18 protein-coding genes are annotated in these 20,388 nt (G+C 65.6%); 10 read left to right on the top strand and 8 right to left on the bottom strand.

The features are described from left to right. Window positions 1-452 precede the first annotated feature (452 nt). A complete protein-coding gene (locus Mal64_RS01870; protein ID WP_231993555.1) occupies window positions 453-2,513 on the top strand; it encodes a sigma 54-interacting transcriptional regulator in 2,061 nt (686 codons plus the stop codon). A gap of 49 nt (window positions 2,514-2,562) precedes the next feature. Here the strand turns inward: Mal64_RS01870 and ndk are convergent, their stop codons facing one another. Next, on the bottom strand, window positions 2,563-3,024 hold the full coding sequence (gene ndk, locus Mal64_RS01865; protein WP_146396209.1) for a nucleoside-diphosphate kinase: 462 nt from the start codon (window positions 3,022-3,024) through the stop codon (window positions 2,563-2,565). Between the two features lie 267 nt (window positions 3,025-3,291). Here ndk and Mal64_RS01860 point away from each other — a divergent pair, with 267 nt between their 5' ends. Next, window positions 3,292-4,146: a deoxyribonuclease IV gene (locus Mal64_RS01860; protein ID WP_146396204.1), complete on the top strand. Its 855-nt coding sequence runs from the start codon at window positions 3,292-3,294 to the stop codon at window positions 4,144-4,146. Window positions 4,147-4,171: 25 nt separating this feature from the next. Here the strand turns inward: Mal64_RS01860 and Mal64_RS01855 are convergent, their stop codons facing one another. From Mal64_RS01855 to Mal64_RS01835, 5 genes are all read right to left on the bottom strand, one after another. Further along, window positions 4,172-5,557, bottom strand: a complete 1,386-nt coding sequence (locus Mal64_RS01855) for a PEP-CTERM sorting domain-containing protein (RefSeq protein ID WP_197525343.1) — start codon at window positions 5,555-5,557, stop codon at window positions 4,172-4,174. Window positions 5,558-5,672: 115 nt separating this feature from the next. Then, window positions 5,673-6,965 carry a metal ABC transporter permease gene (locus Mal64_RS01850; RefSeq protein ID WP_146396195.1) on the bottom strand — a complete coding sequence of 431 codons (1,293 nt, stop codon included), beginning with the start codon at window positions 6,963-6,965 and terminating at the stop codon, window positions 5,673-5,675. A 320-nt stretch (window positions 6,966-7,285) separates the two neighbouring features. Next, the gene (locus Mal64_RS01845) at window positions 7,286-8,623 is read right to left on the bottom strand and encodes a metal ABC transporter permease (protein ID WP_146396191.1); all 1,338 of its coding nucleotides are present in this window, start codon (window positions 8,621-8,623) and stop codon (window positions 7,286-7,288) included. Then, complete coding sequence (locus Mal64_RS01840) at window positions 8,620-9,489, bottom strand: metal ABC transporter ATP-binding protein (protein WP_146396187.1); 870 nt, start codon at window positions 9,487-9,489, stop codon at window positions 8,620-8,622. Before Mal64_RS01840 ends, Mal64_RS01845 begins: the two co-directional genes overlap by 4 nt. Further along, window positions 9,486-10,508, bottom strand: coding sequence for a metal ABC transporter solute-binding protein, Zn/Mn family (locus tag Mal64_RS01835; RefSeq protein WP_197525342.1), 1,023 nt, complete (start codon window positions 10,506-10,508; stop codon window positions 9,486-9,488). The genes Mal64_RS01840 and Mal64_RS01835 overlap by 4 nt, the downstream gene beginning before the upstream one ends. 293 nt (window positions 10,509-10,801) lie before the next feature. On the opposite strand from Mal64_RS01835, the gene Mal64_RS01830 reads away from it, so the two are divergent. Next, window positions 10,802-11,374: a GNAT family N-acetyltransferase gene (locus Mal64_RS01830; RefSeq protein ID WP_146396179.1), complete on the top strand. Its 573-nt coding sequence runs from the start codon at window positions 10,802-10,804 to the stop codon at window positions 11,372-11,374. Between the two features lie 117 nt (window positions 11,375-11,491). Here Mal64_RS01830 and Mal64_RS01825 read toward each other — a convergent pair whose 3' ends face one another. After that, on the bottom strand, window positions 11,492-11,749 hold the full coding sequence (locus tag Mal64_RS01825) for a hypothetical protein (protein WP_146396176.1): 258 nt from the start codon (window positions 11,747-11,749) through the stop codon (window positions 11,492-11,494). A gap of 202 nt (window positions 11,750-11,951) precedes the next feature. Between Mal64_RS01825 and Mal64_RS01820 the strand changes: the two genes are divergently transcribed. From Mal64_RS01820 to cysK, 7 genes are all read left to right on the top strand, one after another. Further along, window positions 11,952-13,202, top strand: a complete 1,251-nt coding sequence (locus Mal64_RS01820) for a M16 family metallopeptidase (protein WP_231993554.1) — start codon at window positions 11,952-11,954, stop codon at window positions 13,200-13,202. Window positions 13,203-13,348: 146 nt separating this feature from the next. Then, window positions 13,349-14,581, top strand: coding sequence for a M16 family metallopeptidase (locus tag Mal64_RS01815; protein ID WP_146396172.1), 1,233 nt, complete (start codon window positions 13,349-13,351; stop codon window positions 14,579-14,581). A gap of 161 nt (window positions 14,582-14,742) precedes the next feature. Beyond that, a complete protein-coding gene (locus Mal64_RS01810) occupies window positions 14,743-15,237 on the top strand; it encodes a CbiX/SirB N-terminal domain-containing protein (protein WP_197525341.1) in 495 nt (164 codons plus the stop codon). A 235-nt stretch (window positions 15,238-15,472) separates the two neighbouring features. Next, a complete protein-coding gene (locus Mal64_RS01805; protein WP_197525340.1) occupies window positions 15,473-16,585 on the top strand; it encodes a hypothetical protein in 1,113 nt (370 codons plus the stop codon). A 372-nt stretch (window positions 16,586-16,957) separates the two neighbouring features. Continuing rightward, the gene (locus Mal64_RS01800; protein WP_146396166.1) at window positions 16,958-17,563 is read left to right on the top strand and encodes a hypothetical protein; all 606 of its coding nucleotides are present in this window, start codon (window positions 16,958-16,960) and stop codon (window positions 17,561-17,563) included. Between the two features lie 234 nt (window positions 17,564-17,797). After that, the gene (locus Mal64_RS01795) at window positions 17,798-18,562 is read left to right on the top strand and encodes a hypothetical protein (protein WP_146396163.1); all 765 of its coding nucleotides are present in this window, start codon (window positions 17,798-17,800) and stop codon (window positions 18,560-18,562) included. Between the two features lie 210 nt (window positions 18,563-18,772). Further along, complete coding sequence (gene cysK / locus Mal64_RS01790; RefSeq protein ID WP_146396159.1) at window positions 18,773-19,711, top strand: cysteine synthase A; 939 nt, start codon at window positions 18,773-18,775, stop codon at window positions 19,709-19,711. Here the strand turns inward: cysK and Mal64_RS01785 are convergent. Further along, window positions 19,672-20,316 (bottom strand): hypothetical protein, encoded by a 645-nt coding sequence (locus Mal64_RS01785; protein WP_146396155.1) that lies wholly within the window; start codon window positions 20,314-20,316, stop codon window positions 19,672-19,674. The genes cysK and Mal64_RS01785 overlap by 40 nt on opposite strands. Window positions 20,317-20,388: the final 72 nt, after the last annotated feature.

Below are 20,388 nucleotides of genomic sequence, written 5' to 3'. Positions count from 1 at the left end.
ATGAGACGACCCCGTTCGGAATCGCACCGCCGTCGATATCGTTGGAATGGCGCTACGATGCCCTGAACTTGCCAGATTAGTCACAAAGCCTTACGCCAGCAAGCATTTGCGTGCTGAGCAGGCTCCGGGGCGACTTGCCCCGCGGCCCCGAGCAAGGCCTGCCCATCAAGCAACTTACGGCCGAGCCCGTCGGCGGCGGTCCGCAGGGGCGTCTTATTAGGGCTGGCGTCTGTCGAGCCGTACCGGATATTAGCCTAAGTCGTTGTCTCACCTAGCTTTTTGCCCAATAATTCTTGCTTACCGACCATGAAGCAGAATAGGTTAGGGAGGTTCAGAGTGGATCGTTTTGATACACTCCGCCGATCTTGAAGATTCCACGGCGGCCGAAGGTGGCCCGCCCCCCGCCAGAAGCGGTTCACCGAACCGCCCCAGCCGTTGCCCGTGTCCCGCCGATGACTGCTCCCAGCGACATCGCCAGCTATCTCGTCATCCGCGAGGGGGCGAAGTGGACCGACGTTTTTCGCTTGGTGAGCGGCGAGTCGATCACGGTCGGCCGGGCGCCGACCAACACGATTGTGGTGAAAGACGAGCGTTGCAGCCGCCACCACGCCGAGGTCTTCCAGGCCGCCGGCGACTGGGTGCTCCGCGACCTCGATAGCCGCAACGGCACGATGGTCGACGACAAGCGTCTGACCGAAGACCACCGGCTGTCGCCGGGCGACATCGTGCTCATCGGCAACACCCACCTGGCGTTTGTCGACGACCTCACCAAGGCGTTCCCCGATTCGCAGAGCGTGCTCCGCGCCTCGCAGCCAGTGGGGCCCGAGCCGCTCGACCTGGCGCCCGGCACGTCGCCCGACGACGAGAGCGTGCTGGTCGAGCCGGCTGAGGGATCGCAGATCACCCACCGCCGCGAGCAGAGCCGCTACCTCGAGCCGACCCGCGACGAAGACGGCGAAGCCGCCGCGGCGCCGAAAGTCGGTCGCGCCGCGGCCAAGCTCTGTCGGCTCGCGTTCGAACTTGCCAAGGCGACCGACGTCGTCTCGCTCGCCGAGGCGGCGCTCGACGGGTTGTTCGAGGCGTGCCACGTCGACGCCGGGGCGGTCATGCTGCGCGGGCTCGACTCGGGCGGCGGTCGGACACTCGAAACACTCGAGACCGAAGCCACCCGGAGCCTCACCGCTCACCGCTACCAAGCGATCTCGCGGTTCCTGGCCTCCACCGTGTTGCGCGACGGCCAGGGGGTTTTGGCCCGCAACGTGATGGACGACAGCCAGCTGGGGGCACGCGACTCGAGCGGCGACATCCTCGCCACCAGCGTGCTCTGCGCCCCGATGCGGCACGAAGGAAAAATCCTCGGCCTGATCCACCTCTACTCGACCGACCCCAACAACCCCACCGACCCCGACGACTTGGAGTTCACCATCGCGGTGGCCGACACCGTAGCCGTTGCGGTGGCGAACCTCGACCGCCGCGAGCAGCTCGCCGAGAACCTCGACGTGGTCCGCGGCGAGAACCTGCAGCTGCGCGAACGGCTGGGCGTGCAGAGCGAGATTGTCGGCGGCAGCGAGGCGATGGATCGCGTGGCGCAAGAAGTGTCGCGCGCCGCCCCGAGCCGCGCCACGGTGCTCATCCGAGGCGAGAGCGGTGTGGGCAAAGAGCTCGTGGCTCGCGCGGTGCACTTCTCCAGCCCACGCAACAAAGGCCCGTTTGTTTGCCTCAACTGCGCGGCCCTCTCCGAGGCTCTGCTCGAGAGCGAGCTGTTCGGCCACGAGAAGGGCGCCTTCACCGGCGCGACGGAGAGGAAGATCGGCAAGTTCGAGTCCGCCAGCGACGGCACGCTGATGCTCGACGAGATCGGCGAGATGAGCCCTTCGATCCAGGCCAAATTCCTCCGCGTGCTCGAGGGGCACCCGTTCGAGCGTGTCGGCGGCAGCGAGGCGATCAAGGTCGACGTGCGCGTGATCGCCGCCACGAACCGCGACCTGGAGCGCGAGGTGGCCGAGGGCGAGTTCCGCCGCGACCTCTACTTCCGGCTCCACGTGCTGGAGATCATCGTCCCGCCGCTCCGCAAGCGGCCCGAGGACGTGCCGATCCTCGCCCGCCACTTCCTCGAGCGTTTCAACGCCGAGACCGGCCGCAAGCTGCGTGGCTTCTCCGACCGCGCCATGGAGGCGATGCTCACCTACCGCTGGCCCGGCAACGTGCGCGAGATGAAGAACGTGATCGAGCGCGCCGTGGTGCTCACCCGCGGCGACATGATCGAGGCGGACGACCTCGTGCTCTCCACGCTCAAGACGGCGGGCGACACCGAGGCGGGCCTGCCGCCGATGGCCGTGGGCGTGAACGAAGGGGCGCCGCTCTCCGAAGTCGAACGCCGCCACATCCTCGCCACGCTCAAGGCCAACAACTGGAACAAGAGCCGCACCGCCTCGATCCTCGGCATCGAGCGCTCGACGCTCGACCGCAAGATCCGCCGCTACGAGCTCACGGCCGAGAGCAAAGCGTCTTGAAGCCAACAGCGGCTCGGCGAGCCGCTGTTGGCTGATAGCCGCTAGCGACTCACGCCTCGTCGGAGGCGCGGACCCAGGGGGTGATCGTCGGCTCGAAGTCGAGCAGCTCTTCTTGCGAGAAGTAGAGATGGATCTCGCGTTCGGCGGCCTCGGGGCCGTCGGAGCCGTGCACCAGGTTCATCTGGCGGCTCGAGCTGAAGTCGCCGCGGATCGTGCCCGGCTCGGCCTTCAGGCCGCTCGTGGCGCCGAGCATGCTGCGGACCACCGAGATCACGTCGAGCCCCTCGACCACCGCGGCCAGCACCGGCGCGCCGGTGATGAACAGCTCGAGAGTCGGGTACCACTCCTTCTCCACGTGCTCGGCGTAATGCTTTTTGGCGAGCTCGGGCGTGACTCGCATCAGCTTCATCGCCACGAAGTTCAGGCCCTTCGCCTCGAACCGCGAAATGACCTCGCCCATCAGGCGACGCTGGACACAGTCGGGCTTCAGGAGGATCAGGGTGCGTTGCATCGGAGTAGGCCGCCTTCGTTGGGTGGGAGAGAAATGGTGAGGCGACGATTTTAGGCGACCAGGTTAGAACCGCCAAGACGCCAAGACACGCCAAGGAAGAAGCTGATCAACCGTGGGAGGGGTCTCCGACCTCGAAAACGGCGCCTTAGCCGAAAACGCCCGCAGCGTGTTATCGGGGTCGGAGACCCCTCCCACAGTTACTAGTTGGCTGCCTGGCGTGTCTTGGCGTCTTGGCGGTTCCTCCCGCAGCCGCTAGGCTCGGCAAGCATGGCAATCCTTGGCGCACACATGTCGATCGCGGGCGGCTACTACAAGGCCGTCGAGGCCGCGCACCGTGCGGGCTGCGACTGCGTGCAGTTGTTCACCAAGAACAACAACCAGTGGAAGGGCAAGGAGCTCTCGGACGACGACGCCGAGCGGTTCAAGGCCGCGCTCAAGGAGCGGGGGATCGCGCACCCGATCTCGCACGACTCGTACCTGATCAACTTGGGCAGCCCCAACGACGAGCTCTGGAAGAAGTCGATCGACGCGCTGGTCATCGAGCTCCAGCGGGCCGAGAAGCTCGGCATCCCGTACGTCGTCGCCCACCCGGGCGCCTTCACCACGAGCAGCGAAGAGGCGGGGCTCAAGCGGATCGCCAAGGGGCTCGACGAGGTCCACAAACAGACCAAGAAGATCGACGCCCAGGTGTTGCTCGAGACCACCGCCGGCCAGGGGAGCAACCTCGGCTGGAAGTTCGAGCACCTGGGCGAGATCATCGACAAAACGAAGGACCCCGACCGCCTCGGCGTTTGCTTTGATACCTGCCACGTGTTCGCCGGCGGCTACGCGATGGACACGCCCAAAGCGTACAAGGCGACGATGAAGCAGCTCGACGCGGCGGTCGGCTTGGACAAGGTGCGCGCGTTCCACTTGAACGACAGCCTCAAGCCCCTCGGCTCGCGGGTTGACCGCCACGCGGCGATCGGTCGCGGCGAGATGGGCCTCGAGCCGTTCCGCAACCTGCTGAACGACCGCCGCTTCAAGAAAACGCCGATGTACATGGAGACGCCCAAGGGCGAAGAGGACGGCGAGGACCTTGATGTGATCAATCTGCGCACGCTGCGTGGGTTGATCAAGTAAGGGGTGAGGACCGAGGGGCTCGGGGCTAGGCCTGCGTGCAGACGCTTCGCATTGCGAACCGGACTCCGCGTCGACGTCGAATTGAACACACCGAGAATAGCAGCAGTGCAATAGTCGTTGGCTCGGGGACGGGCGGCGCGCCAGGCGGCTCGTAGTGGTCGCGCCACACGGTGAAGTCGGCCGCATCAACGACGCCGTCGCCGCTGCCGTCGGCGCCGTAGCTGGGGAGCGAGGGCTGGCCAAAGTCAGCGACCCACTTGTCGTAATCGGCGAGCGATACCTGGCCGTCGCCGTCGAAGTCGCCCGGCGCCGTCTCCGGGGCGATGTGGGCGATCCACGCCTGGTTACCGCCTTCTTCAAATCGGCCGCTGCCGAGGATCGTGTTGCCGTCGTCAGAGATGTCATGAACCCTCAGGCTATCCCACCCGCTGAAGTCCAGGCCGTACGTGTTTGTGAGATGGTCAATGAGATCGACCGCTCCCAACCCTTCCTCCCAGTAGCCGAGTGAGTCCACGGCGGACCAGACAACAATTCGCGAGCCGTCGCCGCTGATCTTGATCGAAAAGTAGGAGTCGACAATTGGGATCCCCAGAGGTTGCATCCCGCTCTCTGCGGTCCAGATGAAGGCCTCTCTGCCGAAGTCCGTCGTCGACTCACCGACCACGACCGTGCCATCGGCCGAAACGTCGTACGCGATGCTGGAGTTTTTACCCCCGGGCAAGTCACCGAGCGTGACCATGCCGTCTGCTTCGTTCCAACGAAAAGCAAGGCCACCCACCCCTGCATCAACATATCCTACGACCACAGCACCGTCGGCTGAGATTGCCGTGGGGCCGCTTTGCCGATACGACCCAGATTCGTATTCGAGGTATTCAGGTCCATTTTCGATGGTCCAACGGTACGCGAACGATCCGTCTCCATGTCCTGCTGAACCGGCAACAACTCGTCCATCTGCGGATACGGCTTCGGCTCTTCGCAGATGGTATTCGGGAGTTGCAGCCGAGAGTGACAGGAGAGACTCGACCCCTTTCGCAGATGTCCACCGCGCCGCGTGAATCTCACCGTCGATACGGCCGATCCCTACAATCGTTCCCCCGTCGCGCGTCGTCGCGTAACCAACGGAAAGATAGTCGCCGGATTGTGCCTCGGCGATGCCGGACAAGCCCGTGCGGTAATCCCAGCGAAAACCGCTGCCGAGACTGCCCGCACTGATTCGTCCTACCGCAACCGCACCGTTCGCCGAGATGCCCCGTGGATCGCTGTCTCCCTCAATGAGCTCACCAAGACCCATAAGAAAAGGCGCGGCGAAAGCAGTGCTCGAGACGGAAATAAGTAACAAGAAAGCAAGCACGCGGTTCCGAAGGGTCGTGTCTCGGTTTCTACAGATGGATCTTTCAATACCCTCAAACATGTTGTTCCTCGCGGCGAGCCTTGGATGAGACATCGCGATCGTAACAGAAACGAAAAATCCTTGGTGGCGAGTTTACAAAATCTTCACGTCCGCGGCGTGGTGAGGGAGCAACCCATTAATTCTCCCGCCCCGGGATCTCTTTCCCGTGCGGGTCGCGGACCGCGTCGCTGAGCTCTTGCTCGAGGAACGCCTCGAGCTCGGCGCCGGTGTAGTGCTCGACCACGTGGGCCGGGTCGTGCACGTGGTCCTCTTGCAGGCCGGCGTGCTCGACGAGATACGCCTCCCACAGGCGGTGCTGGCGGACCAACTGGGCGGCGGCATGGCGTCCGGCTTTCGTGAGTTTGAGGCCCTGGGACGACTCGCTCACTTGGCCCCAGCGTTTCAGCCGCCGGAGAACCCAGCGGGCGTAGAGGCCGTCGTCGGCCCAATGGAGCGCTTCTTGCCGCGGCATCGGCGCGTTGCCGTCCGTCTCCTCGCCGCGGTAGAGGGCGGCCAGCAGGTCGTCGCGACGGATCCTGAGGGCGAGCCGGGCGTTGGCGGCGAGCTTGGCCAGCGCCCCGTGCCTGGGCGAGCCGATGGCGGCGGCGAAGTAGGCGGCCCCGGCCAGGGCGGCCATCGTGCCGGCGGGCGACACGTCCCAGTGCGAGGCCAACGCGTAGCCGGCGACGCTCACCATCAGCGCGATCGCGGCAGAGATCAGCGCCATCGGCGCCAGCCGGTCGACCAGCAGGTGCGCCGCCGCCGCCGGGGCGATGAGCATCGCCACGACGAGGATGGCGCCGATCGACTGGAACGACACGACCGAGGTGAACGCCACGAGCAGCATCAGCAGGTAATGCATCAGGTCGGCCGAGTAGCCCATCGTGCTCGACAGCGCCGGATCGAACGAGCTGACCGTGAGCTCCTTCCAGAGCAGCAAGAACACGACCACCACAAGAGCGAGCACGATCGTGGCGGCGATCAGCGCCTGCGGGATTTCAATGCCGGCGATCGGCGTGGTGTCGAGCGCGGCTTTCAGCAGCGAGCCTTGGTACACGCAGGCCGTATCGAAATGGATCTGGCCAAGGAACCGCTTCACGAGCACGACGCCCAAGGCGAAGAGCGTGGTGTAGACGACGCCCAAGCTGGCGTCGGCGGCTACCTTGCCGGTGCGGTTGAGCGTTTGGGTGAGGAACGTGGTGGCGAGCCCCGCCCCTGCCGCGCCGAGCAGCATCGGCGTGGCCCCGGTGCTCCCGGAGAGCAGGAAGGCGATCACCAGGCCGGGCAGCACGGCGTGCGAGATCGCGTCGCCCATCAGGCTCATCCGCCGCAGCACCAAGAACACACCCACCAACGCGCACGAGACATTCGTCACGGCGGCGACCATGACGGCGCGGGTGGGGGCGGTGATGTAGAGGTCTTCGAGCACGTTTTTCTATTACGAGTGGGACGCGGATGAACGCGGATTGGACGGATTGCAACCGACAAATCAAGGAGGGGAACCACGACGACACGACGGCCACAACGAAGAACTTTCGCTCTCACGCAAATCATTGAGAAGGGGAGAAGCACGCTCATCGGGCGCCATTCCTTTGGCAATCCGCATCGGTCGCCGCGAGCCAGTCCCTCTTTTCAATGGGCTGCAGAGAAAGGTGGGTCGATCAACTTGCTCTCCTCAAAACCCCGGATTCCCCTACAGCATTTCTCAATCCGTCGTGTCCGTCGTGCCGTCGTGGTTCAATTCTCTATTTAAGTTTCAATCTCGTGCGGCGAGGGCGGCACATTCACCTCCGGCGCCGCCGACGACGGGTACTCACGCGTCATGTCCGCCTCGAGTCGGTCGATCAGCTCCGGCGGCAGCAAGTGCTCCACGTCGTCCGCGTCGCGATCGACGTGGTCGGCGGCGATGTCGGCGTGGCGCACCAGGTACAGCTCCCACAGCCGGTGAACCCGGGTGACGCGGGCCGCTTCGACGGCGCCGCTGGGCGTGAGTCGCACCGATTCGGCGTTGCGATCGATCAACCCGCGTCGCTCGGCGCGAGCCAATGTCCACGATTCGGCCCAAGGCTCGGCCCGGTAACGGGTGGCGAGTTCGGCGGGCGAAATCTCACGCGTCGGCGGGCCCTGTTTCTCCGTGAGCTCGTACAGCGAGCGGAGCAGGTGCTCTCGCTGAACCTTGCGTTGCAGTCGGTGATTGCGCCACACCCGGGCCACTAGGCCGCGCTCGGGGGCGAAGAGTGTGGAGAAGCCAAACAGCACGGCGCCGCAGAGCACGATCATCGGCCCGGGGGGCGGCAGGCTGCCCGATTGGTTCCGCAGGAGCGCGCCGAGCGTCGACTCGGCGGACACGATCGGGCTAGCGATCAGCACGCCCGCTCCGCCCGCCACCGCCCCGATCAAGCACGCCAGCACGGCGACGGCGCCGAGGCGGTTCGTCCAAAACCGCGCGGCGGCGCACGGGTAAATCAGCATCGCAGCGATCAGCACCACGCCGCAGATCGGCAAGCCGAGCACCGTCACCACCGCCACCGAGGCCATGACTAAGAAGTCCATCAGCACGGTCGGCCAGCCTTGCGAGCGGGCGAAGCCGTCGTCGAAGCAGAGCAGGGTGAGCTCCTTGCGGCTGACAAAGAACAGCACAACAAGCCCCGCGGCCAGCACGCCGAGCAGGAGCACATCGCGGTTCTGCAGGCTGGCGATCTCGCCGAACAGGTACGAATCGAGCCCCGCCTGCGAGCCGGTCGGGTTCTTCTGGATCACGGTGAGCAGCAGCACGCCGACGCCAAAGAACGAACTCAGGACGACGCCCATGGCGGCGTCTTCACGCGTGCGGGTCCATCGCCGGGCGAGAGCCAAGGCCATCACGCCAACGAGCCCCGTCCCCAGCGCGCCGAGCGACAACACGAGCGGGTCACGCAGGCCCGTGAGGAGAAACGCCAGACAGATGCCGGGCAGCGCGGCGTGGGCGAGCATGTCGCCCAGCAGGGCCTGACGGCGCAGCACGGCGAACGTGCCGATCAGCCCGGCCGAGGCGCCCAGCAGCGCGGCGCCTAGCGCCACTTTCAGCGCGAGCGCGGTGGCGGTCACGGCGTCGCCCCCGCGTCTTGGTCTCGCAGCTCTTGCGTGCGTATCGCCTCGGCCGCTTGATCGAGCACCGTCAGGCGGCCGCCGTAGGTGCGCTGCAGGTTGGCCTGGGTGAACGTGGTGGCGATCGGCCCGCTCGCGATCAGCCGCATGTTGAGCAAGATCACCTCGTCGAAGTAGTCGCGCACCGTCTGCAAGTCGTGGTGGACGACGAACACCGTTTTCCCGCTGTCTTTCAGTTCACGCAGCAGGGTGAGGATGGCGTCTTCGGTCGCGGCGTCGACGCCGGCGAACGGCTCGTCCATCAGGTAGACCTTGGCGTCCTGGGCCAGGGCGCGGGCGAGGAACACCCGCTGCTGCTGCCCGCCGGAGAGCTGGCTGATCTGCCGATCGGCTAGCGGCCCCAGGCCGACCTGCTCGATGCAACGCTCGGCCCTGTCCCGTTGCGCCTTGCCCGGACGACGGAACCAACCCAGCCGTCCGTAGACGCCCATCAGCACCACGTCGCGCACCGACACGGGGAAATCCCAGTCGACCGACTCGCGTTGCGGCACGTAGCCGATCAGGCGGCGCTGCTCGGCGTAGGGGCGGCCGTAGATCTCTACTTTGCCGCTGGCCAGCGGCACGAGGCCCAGGATCGCCTTGATGAGCGTGGTCTTGCCGGCGCCGTTGGGGCCGACGATGCCCACGAGGTTTCCCTCGGGCGTGGTGAAGTCGACGCTCCAAAGCACCGGCCGGCGGCGGTAGGCGACCGTCAGGTCGTGAACCTCGAGCGCAATGGGACGCGACGCAGCGCCCTCGGGCGAGGAGCCGATCGTGTCGCTGCTGGCTGTGCCGCTGATGATTTTGCTGGTCGGAGTATCGCTCATGGCGTAGCTAATTCTTCGGATTCGCTCGGCTCGGCGCCAGTGGAGGGCCCGGCGCCATTTCCCTCCGATCCCGCACCCAGACCCGCGACAATCGTCGCCACGTTGGCCCGCAGCATGCCCACGTACGTGTCGGCGCCGGAGTCTTCTGGGCCGAGGGCGTCGGCGAAGAGCTCGCCGCCGATCCGCACCTCGTGGCCCCGCTGGCGGCACGGCTCGATGAGCGACTCGACGACTCGCGGCGCCACGGCCGACTCGACGAACACGCACGGCACTTGGTTCTCGACAATCAGGTCGACCACCTCGGCCATGCGGCCGAGGTCGATCTCGTCCTCGGTGCTGACGCCCTTCAGGCCGACCGACTCCAACCCGTACGCTCGGCTGAAGTAGGCGAAGGCGTCGTGAGCCGTCACCAACCGGCGCTGAGCGGCGGGGATCGTGGCGATCCGCTCGCGGCATTCGCCGTCGAGCTCCAAGAGCTCGGCGCGATAGTCGGCGGCGTTAGCGCGATACGCCTCGGCGCCCTGGGGGTCGTGCTCCGCCATTCGCTCGGCGAGGTAACCGATGCAGTCGGCCCACATCGCGGCGTCGTGCCAGACATGGGGGTCGTGGTAGCCGGCGAAGTCGGGGGGCGAGAGCAGACGCGGGTCGTCGGCCTCCTCGAGACCGGCGGTGATGGCGATCACGGTCTTGCGTCGCGCGAGGCCGTCGAACACCTCGCCCAGGCGCCCCTCGAGGTGCAAGCCGCTGTAGACGACCACATCGGCCGCGTCGAGCGCTACCAAGTCGGAGGGCTGCTCGCGGTACAGGTGCGGATCGACTCCGGGGCCCATCATCACGCGCACCTCCGCGCGGTCGCCCACCACACGCATGACGGCGTCGCCCACCGGGCCGGTGGTGGCGACGATGGTCAGCCTGCCGTCATCGGCGGCGCGGCCGCAGCCAACGACCGAAAGAACGAGCGTGAGCAGGGCCCCGCCCATAGAACGCCAGCCGAGCCGGCTCGGAGTGGATTGGTGCATGAGGGGATCGGCCTGCGGTTGGGCCATTGCCGGGAGCTGAGCTTCGTGGTTTTGAGTAATCAAAAAATGCACGTTGGGGGCCCAAAAGTCAATGGTCTGCGCATTCTCAACTCCCGACGACGGCAAGCTGAGCGGGCGGCGACGGTTGTGCCGTGGGCGTATCCAACGCTTGGGTACGCATTGTTTGACCGGCTGCTCGGGCAAAGGGTAGGCTTGTATTCGCCCCGACCAGCGGCGGCGACAGTATACGACTTCTCTCCGTGTCCCAGTCTTTAAGCCCCCAGACGAACGCGATGGCGCTCACCTACTATAAGCGTTATCGAATGGCGATCGACCTGCGCCGTCCGCGCCGTCGCCTCGCGTTGCCCGCAGGCTACCGTTTCGCGGCTTGGGCACCGGAGCGGCTTGAAGATCACGCAGTGACGAAGCACCGCGCGTTCTGCGATGAGATCGACTCGAGCGTGTTCGAGTGCCTCCGTTCGGAAGAGGGTTGCCTGCGGCTGATGACCGAGATCGCCCGCAAGCCAGGCTTCTTGCCCGAGGCGACTTGGCTCATCGAACGCGTGGGCGCCCCCGGCGAGGCCGATGAGTGTTGCGCCACGATCCAAGGCACGCGCGTTTCGGGCCGCATGGGCGGGGTGCAGAACGTCGGCGTCACGCCCGAGTGTCGCGGTCTCGGCCTGGGCCGAGCCTTGGTCGAAATCTCGCTACGCGGCTTCCAACTGGTCGGGCTTCACGGCGCCTACCTCGAGGTGACGAGCGAGAACCTGCCCGCGGTGCGGATGTACCAGCGGATGGGCTTCCGCTGTGTGAAGACGCTGTACAAGGCGGTCGACTTGGCGGGTTGCGAGTCGCGCTTGGTGTAGAAGCTTGGCTTCGAATTCAGTTTGACGGCTGTTCTCTGGTGCGACCAAATAGCTTCACGCAGATCGACATCCCTCAATCCGAACAGCAGCGGCTCGACCGCGATCGCGGATGACCGGCTACACGGTTTTCGTCTCGCCAGCAGCCGAGCGAAGCATCGCCGCCATGGCGATTCCGTCGCCGAGCGTTCTCGCTCGGTCGAGATCGCCAAGCGATGGATAACGCGTGTCTACGCCTCGATCGGCAATCTCGATCGCATGCCGCGGCGGTTCGGGCTGGCAGAAGAGAATAGCCACCGCGAGTACGAGATCCGCCGGCTGCTCATCGGCAATCACTTGGCTCTCGACACAATCGACGACGAGACATGTTCCGTCCACGTCATTGGTTTCCGTCCCAGCAGGCGTTTACCGCGCCCCAACGATTTACCCGAAGTCGACTGAAGCCGCCGGCATCCGGGGACCCTAGCCGCGAGCTTCGGGTGGCATGCGGCTGTCTTGCCGATTGGTTTTAGTCCCGCTAGCCTGTGGGATCGCCCCGATCGTTCCCACCCAGCCTGCTAGCCACCCCACCCGAGGGCCTGTGTCTGACGCCGCTCAAACCTTTGTGCTACCCAACGGCATGGTGCTCGTAGGCGAGCCGGTCGCTAGTTTCGCCTCGGCGTCGTTCACGTTGCTGGCGCCCGCCGGGGGCTGCTGGGACCCGGTCGACCGCTTGGGCCTGGCGTCGCTCACCTGCGAGATGCTGCTGCGCGGCGCCGGCTCGCGTGACAGCAGGGCGTTCGTGAACGACCTGGAACGACTGGGCGTCGAGCGGCACGAGTCGGTCGGCGTTTCGAACGCGTCGTTCTCGGCGAGCATGCTGGCAGAGAACCTGCCCGCCGCTTTGGAGATCTACGCCGACCTGATGCGCCGCCCGCTGATGCCGAGCGACCAGCTCGACGCCGGCCGGCAGGTCTGCCTGCAAGAATTGCGTGGCGTCGAAGACGAGCCGAGCCATAAGCTGATGAACGAGCTCCGCCGGCGGCACTACCCCGACCCTTGGGGCCGCAGCAGCCAGGGTGACCGCGAGGGGCTCGAGGCGACGACCGCCGATGAGATCGCCCGCTTCTACGTCGAGCGCTACGGCCCACGCGGCATGGTGCTGGCCGTGGCGGGGGCGTTCGACTGGCCGGAGCTCTGCAAGACCGTCGAGCGCCTGTTCGGCGACTGGGCCTCGCAACCCGAGGCCAAGCCGGTCGAGGGATCGCCGCTGGCCGCCGGCGGCCACGTGCCGTTCGATTCGAGCCAGTCGCACATCGGCCTTGCCTACCCCAGCGTGCCGTACCGCCACGAGGATTACTTCCAGGCGTGGGCGGCGGTCGGGGTGCTGTCAGGCGGCATGAGCTCCAGGCTGTTCACCGAAGTGCGTGAGAAACGCGGCCTTTGCTACACCGTGAACGCCGCGCTGCAGACGCAAGTCGACCGCGCCGCCGTGTTCTGCTACGCCGGCACCACCGCCGAGCGGGCGCAGGAGACGCTCGACGTGACGATGGCCGAGATCCTCAAGCTCGCCGAGGGGGTGCGGCCCGACGAGCTCGCGCGGCTCAAGGCGCGCATCAAGAGCGGCCTCATCATGCAGCAGGAGTCGACCTCGGCCCGCAGCTCGTCGCTGGCTCGCGATTGGCGCCACCTGGGCCGTGTGCGACCGGTCGAGGAGCTCAGCGCGATGGTTGACGCCATCACATCCGACAGCATCAACGCGTACCTGCGGCGCGACCCGCCGAGCGATTTTACGTGCGTGACGCTGGGGCCGAAGGCGCTGGAGCTGCCGGCGATCGCGGGCGCCACTTAACCATCTGAAATGACCAATGACCAAGCCCCAATGACCAATAAAGATTGCCCACCAACATTGGTCATTGGGGCTTGGTCATTGGTCATTCATCATTATCACTGGGTTTTTCTCTCCCTCGAACGTCGCCCCAACTAAGGACCGCCATCTTGGATTTCCGCCGCCACACGCTCGCCAACGGCCTTGAAGTGGTCGCCGAATGCACCGACGACGCCCACTCGCTGGCCGCCGGTGTGTTCGTGCGCGCCGGCTCACGCGACGAGACCGATGAGGTGGCCGGCGTGAGCCACTTCCTCGAGCACATGGCGTTCAAGGGAACCCCACGCCGCTCGGCCGACGACGTGAACCGCGAGTTCGACGAGATCGGCGCCCACTACAACGCCTACACGAGCGAGGAGAACACGGTCTATTACGCCTCGATCTTGCCGGAGCATCAGGGCGAAGCGGTCGACCTGCTCACCGACATCGCGCGGCCGAGCTTGCGCAGCGAAGACTTCGAGATGGAGAAGAATGTCATCCTCGAAGAGATCGAGATGTACATGGACCAGCCCCCTTACGGCATGGACGACCGCGTGAAGGAGCTGGCGTTCGCCGGTCACCCGATCTCGCGCAGCGTGCTCGGCACGGCCGAGACGATCCGGGCGCTCACGCCCGACCAGATGCGCGGCTACTTCGAGCGGCGTTACAGCCCGACGAACCTGGTGCTGGCCGCCACGGGCAAGGTCGACTTCGACGCCCTCGTCGAGCAGGCCGAGCGGCAGTGCGGCGGGTGGGAGAAAGTCGACGCCCCGCGCCGCACCGAAGGCGCCGCAACGCACGCCCGCTTCGAGTCGGTCGTCAAATCGGCTGCCACGCAGCAGTACGCCCTGCTCTTGGGCGGCGCCCCGGCGGGCGACGCCGCCGACCGCTACGCCGCCAAGCTGCTCGCGACGATCGTCGGCGACGACTCCGGCAGCCGCATGTACTGGGACCTCGTCGACCCGGGCCTCGCCGAGTCGTGCAGCCTGGGGCACTACGACTACCAGGGTCTCGGCATGAATTTCACCTGGCTCGGCTGCGAGCCGGAGGACCTCGAGGAGAACCTCGCCCGCGTGCGGGCGATCTTCGAGACGGTCGACGCGGACAGCGTCAGCGACGATGAACTGGAGCTGGCCAAGACCAAGGTCAAATCGCGGGTGGTGCTCAGCAGCGAGCGGCCGCGGAGCCGGCTATTCAACGTCGGAGGCGGCTGGCTGATGCGTGGCGACTACCTGTCGACCCAAGACGACCTGGAGGGGGTCGACCGGGTGACCCAGGCCGACATCCGCCGCGTGCTCGACGCCTTCCCGCTCTCCCGTCACGCCACGGTGACCGTCGGACCACGCGAGATCGCCGCTCCGTAGAGTATTGAACCACGACGGAACGAAGGAACGACGAAAGGAAGTTGCCCGCGAACATGTGCGAATAAGAATCGGACACTAGAATGGGTCTGAAACAATCGCAAGAACGGGTCTCTGCTCGTTAATTCTCTCCGTCGCTACTTAGTTCCTTCGTGGTTCCCATGATGTTTTCGACACGCACCCTCAAGCAAACGCTGTCGGAGATGGACGATGTTTGTGTTGAGAAGCTAGGCGTTGTCGTCGTCGACCACGGCTCGCGACGCGCCGAGAGCAACGCGTTGCTGCTCGATGTCGCGAAGCTCTTCGGGCGGGTCTCCGAGATGAAGGTTATCGAGCCGGCGCACATGGAGCTGGCCGAGCCCACGATCGCCCAGGCGTTCACGCGCTGCGTGCAGCGCGGCGCCGAGCTGGTGGTGGTGTTCCCTTATTTCTTGTCGCCCGGCCGGCACTGGAGCCAGGACATCCCCGCCCTGGCCGCCGAGGCGGCCGCCGCTCACCCCGGCGTGCGCTATCTGGTCACGGCGCCCCTTGGGCTGCACGAGCTGCTGGCCCAGGTGATGGGCGAGCGCATCGCCCACTGCTTGGCCCAAGCCAACGGCGCCGCCGAGCCGTGCGACCTCTGCCGCGAAGCGGGCGGCTGCACGCTGCACCTGGGGTAGTTTTCCTGTAGGGAACGCCCACTGTGGCGTTCCGACACCCCGGCGGGAGAGCCTGTGCCCGGCGCCGGACCGCCACAGAGGGCGGTCCCTACAGCGGCGCCGCAAGGCGGCGATGCTAGCACGCCTGCCGCCGCGCTTTAGGCATCCGCGCTCAACGTTCGGCGCCGTTAGGACGATGCTAGTTGAGTACGCCGTTATTCTGCTTGCCAATCCGTACCGATCGAGGAGAGCAAGGATGCTCACCACGCGCTTCGCCGTTGTTATCGTCTCGCTTGTTTCACTGGCCGCCGCCCCCGCGCGGGCCGACGAGCCGTTTGTGCCGGGCACGGGCTCGTTCCTACAGAATTGCAGCGACGACTTCGAGGACGAGTCGTGGTCGTACACGCTGCGGCTGCCCAAGAGCAGCTACGAGCAAGACGACAAACAGCGCGGGCCGGGCGGCGTTTCGTCCAACGGCCTGTGGCACGAGGGCGCCAAACGCGGCACGCCCGACGTCGTCAAGCGGATCGACACCCCGCCGGGCGGCATCGAGGGGAGCAAGGGCGCGCTGATGTTCGCCACCAAGGCCTCCGGCATCCCGGGCCGCGTGACGAACGAGCAGCAGCAGGACGACCTGCTGATGAAGTTCGACCGCGTCACCAAGCGACAGATCCCCGTCACCTGGCGCCCCAGCTGCACCGTGCGGGTCTTCCTGCCGGAGTGGGACCGCTGGGAGCAACGGACCGGCCCGTCGTTCGGCATGCGTGCCGACGCCGTCGGCCAACGCTACGACGGCGAGAACGGCGCCTTCTGGCCCGGCATGTTCATCGTTTTCAAGAGCAGCCGCTCGCGCGGCGTCGAGGCCGACCACGCCCAGATCACGATCCGCTCGAACAAGAACGGCAAGGACATGGGCAGCGTCGAGATCATGGAGCCGGGCTGGTGGACGCTCGGCATGTCGTTCACGCCGGACGGCCAGATCCACTACTACGCCAGCGAAGGGGTCGACGACCTCACCGAAGAGGACTACCTCGCCTCGAGCTTCCCATACAACTACAAGTGCCTCTGCTTCAACAACTTCTTCTTCAACGTGGCCAACTGGGACAACGGCCAGAACTGGAGCACGCCGTGGGTGATCGACGACCCGAAGATCTTCGTCACGCCCCCGGCCGGCGAGACCCTGGCCAACATCTACCGCAAGAAGGGCCAGCGCGTGCCGCGCTACGTCGCCACGATCGAGTACGAGGCCGACAAGAAGAACAAGTCGGGCTGGGGCGGCCTGTTCAGCTGGGGCGGCAACAAGAGCAAGCGCACGTACAGCAGCAGCCGCTCAAACAGCTCGCGTCCCGGCTCGCCCCGCAACCGCTGAGCCGGCGGCTGGGGGGAGTGCGTTTTTTGGGCGCGTAAGAGACGCCTCTAAAGAGGGCGCCGCCCTCATCCGCTGTCTCTCGCATATGGCGCGAACTCGCATCGGCTTGGCCCATCGCCGAGAATTCTATTCAGCCCGACTCATCTTTGGCGAGATTGGTCGACGCGTTGATCTAGCAAACTGGCCACGCCATTCGCGACGAGCGCAGGCAGAGCTTAGTAACTGTGTCGGATGGTTCTCGGTTTCGCTTGCGATACAACGACAACCAGGGTTCGCCCCCCTTGGCTTCGCAGACGGACAATCGGCCTTGACGGGCGTACGGCAAACCGCGGAGATTACGTCCTGTCTATTCACTGTTCAAGGACGAATCCCGTGAGTGTCATGCCCGGCTACGCGAAAACACTCTTGCCCGCCGTCCTGCTTCTCTGCTGCGGCTGCACCTCGATGTACCTCGACGCTCGATACCGCCAGGGAGGGCTGGTCCAAATCACGCCCAGCCCCCAGCCCCTTGCCGTGAACGTAGAGGGCCGGCTGTACAAGGGCAGCATAGAGTCGTGGCTGGCGCGCTCCGCCGTTCGGGACGAGGTGATCGACGTGCTCGAGTCGACCGGTGTTTTCGTCGTGGCGAATGCGGACGAAGCCCCCACGGCGCCGACGCTGCGGGTCGAGATCCGCAACACAACGCCGCTAAAAAGGCATTTCCGCGAACTCGGTGACGCCGTGGTCACCGGCGCCACTTACGGGCTGATCGGGAATGAGATCGTCGACGAGATCGAGGGCCGGGTCTCACTCACCCCCCCCGGCGGCACGGCCGAACCCAGTTCCTATCCGCACCAGCTCCACCGGATTGAGGGCATGCGCGAACCACCGGCCGAAGGCGTCGTCGAGGTGAAGCCGTACGACCACTTCGAAGAATTAATCGAGGACATCGTGCTCGCGTTCCTGCGAGACTATCAAGCACAACCGGCCGGCATTTAGAGCGAGTGGGCGACCCCCCAAAAAGGCCGTAACGGCGTGCGCCCAGCGGCGTAAGACGCTATGTTCCGGTCTTTTCTCGATTTTTGGGGATTCTCTGTCCCCGCTGCGGCACGCCTCTCGCTGGGTGAGATTAGGAGACCGATCGCTCCGCAGCGATCGTAGGAACTCCGCCACCCCCCCATGCGGCCCGTCTCAACCGGGTCGCGGCGCCACGCCGAACCGAGGAGAAGACCCATGAAAACGCTAACCCGCACCACCCTGCTGAGCCTTGCCGCACTGCTGCTTCCCGTTGACGGAGCGTCGGCCAACCAGCTCGAACGGGGCTATTGGCTTGTCAACGAGATCCGCGGCGAGCTCGTCGCACTGACCGAGCAGGCCCACGCCACGCTTGGCCGCAGCAACGACGCCGAGGATGTGTTGGAAGAGGCCCAGGAACTGGAACGCGAACTACGCCGCTTTGAGCGAGCGATGACTCAGCGGTTGCCTTACCACAGGCTCCGCCGAGTGCTCGACCAGCTGGCCGAGGAAGTGGAGGACGAGGCCGAGGACCTGCACGAGGAGGTCGAAGAGGCGCTCGAGGACCTGCCCCGCCGCCACCGCCGCCCTGTTGGACCGGTTTATGGCGACCTGTATGGCGGTCGCTACACCAGCGGCTACGCGACCCGCAGCCCTTACGGGGTGCATCCTTACCTGCCGACCGCGGTTCCCTACACGACGAAGACCGTCCGCTACGCCTCTGACCCGCTCTACCGCGGCTACGGCAAGCGGAAGCAGGTCGAGTCGATCTCGCTCGGGCGGAGCGGTCTGGCGATCTCGATCGGCGGCGGTGGGGTGAGCGTGGGTGTCTCGCCGCGGGTCGGTTACCGGCACACGGTCGGCTACCCGGCGACGGTTGCGCCGCAGTTTGGCGGCCGCGACGCCTTGTGCGAGGCGCTGCTGGAGCGGTCGCACCGCCTGCTGGACCTCACGAACCAACTGGCGGGCGCCTTCAACCGCTGAGTCGCCCGTGGTAACGCCGCGAGGCAGCTAGAATTTCAACCTGAAAGCACAAGAGCCCCGGGGCACCTCGCCGCCGGGGCTCTTGGTTTACGTGCGGGGGCCCAACGATACCTTGTGCCGGCTGGCCGCATGCCGATAATCGCAGCTAAACGATTGCAGCCGCGCGACTTATCGCGACTCATCCGCTCACCCGCTTTTCGGAGAAAAGCTATGCCGCGTAACCGGAGCTACGACAACGCCGCCCAGTGCATCGGCGACACGCCGATGATCAAGATCAACCGTCTTGTGCCGGAGGGGCACGCCACGGTGTTCGCCAAGTGCGAGTTCTTTCAGCCGCTCAACAGCGTCAAAGACCGCATCGGCGCCGCGATGATCGAGGCCGGTGAGAAGGCTGGCAAGATCACCGCTGACACGCGCATCGTCGAGCCCACGAGCGGCAACACCGGCATCGCGCTCGCCTTCGTCTGTGCGGCCAAGGGCTACAAGCTCACGCTCACCATGCCGGAGTCGATGTCGCTCGAACGCCGTGCGCTGCTGCGGGCGATGGGCGCCGAGTTGGTGCTCACCCCGGCGGCCGAGGGGATGAAGGGCGCCATCGGCAAGGCGACCGAGCTCTCCAACGAGCCGAACAGCTGGATGCCGCAGCAGTTCGAGAACCCGGCGAACCCCGCGATCCACGAGGCGACGACCGGGCCGGAGATCTGGGAAGACTCGGGCCACGACATCGACGTGATCGTTGCGGGTGTCGGCACCGGCGGCACGATCACCGGCTCCGCCCGTTACCTCAAGAAGCAGAACGCCGACTTCAAGGCGATCGCCGTCGAGCCGGTCGATTCGCCCGTGATCGGCGGCGGCTCGCCGGGGCCTCACAAGATCCAGGGCATCGGCGCCGGCTTCATCCCGGGCAACCTCGACATGTCGCTGGTGGACGAGGTCGTCACGGTGAGCAACGAGGAGGCGTTCCAGTGGGCCCGCCGCTTGGCGAAGGAAGAGGGCATCATGGCCGGCATCTCGAGCGGCGCCAACATGTGCGCCGCCGCCAAAGTGGCCGCCCGCCCCGAGATGAAGGGCAAGCGGATCGTCACGATCATGTGCTCGCTCGGCGAACGCTACCTGTCGACCCCGCTTTTTGAGGGGCTCACGGGCTGACGATGCCTTGGAACTGCCGCGACAATTAGCATGCCGCACATCGCCGTGAGCAGAGAAGCGGGCTCCGGCACGAGTTGCAGGCTGGTCAGCGTTCCGCTGACGCTGTAGCGAGTATTCGTCGGAAGGTAGGTCCCGAAGATTTTGAGAATATTTGTCTCGAACTCAGACAGATCGAATGCCGCAGGAAAGGACTCAGCGATGCCAGCAGATCCATCTCTGTCCTCGATTTCTGGACCGAAATTGCCTGCCGAGAACGAAGAGCCATCGATTGAGCCCCCGGTGTCAGCTGCAACGCGAAGCGAGTAATACCCGCCGGGCTGCGCCGTGACACCACCGTAGATACTCTCTCCGGTGAAGAGCAAGTTTACGCCGTTGAGAGTCGCCTGCACGGTCCCGGCGGTGCTATGCCAGCCATCCGAATCGAACGTCATGTAGCCATTAAAGGGGTCGCCGAGCGAAACCCCATGAGCCTCGTTGGACGATGAGATTTCGGTGATTTCGCCGGAGAAGACGTAAGTTAGAGAGGCGCCCAGGGCGGGTGTGGAGGACAGGAAAGTAAGCAGCAGGGCCGTTCCGCAACGAGAGCGTACGCTAAACCAATTCATGCCAAGCCTTAGTTCGAGGACCTTTTCGCCCAATCTCGACGCCGCGGCGGGCGGAGTCATCCCAAACGATTC

Source organism: Pseudobythopirellula maris, assembly GCF_007859945.1.
GTDB classification, from domain to species: Bacteria; Planctomycetota; Planctomycetia; order Pirellulales; family Lacipirellulaceae; genus Pseudobythopirellula; species Pseudobythopirellula maris.
The sequence above is the reverse complement of the archived record's forward strand: the minus strand, read 5'-3'. Positions and strand labels throughout refer to the sequence as shown.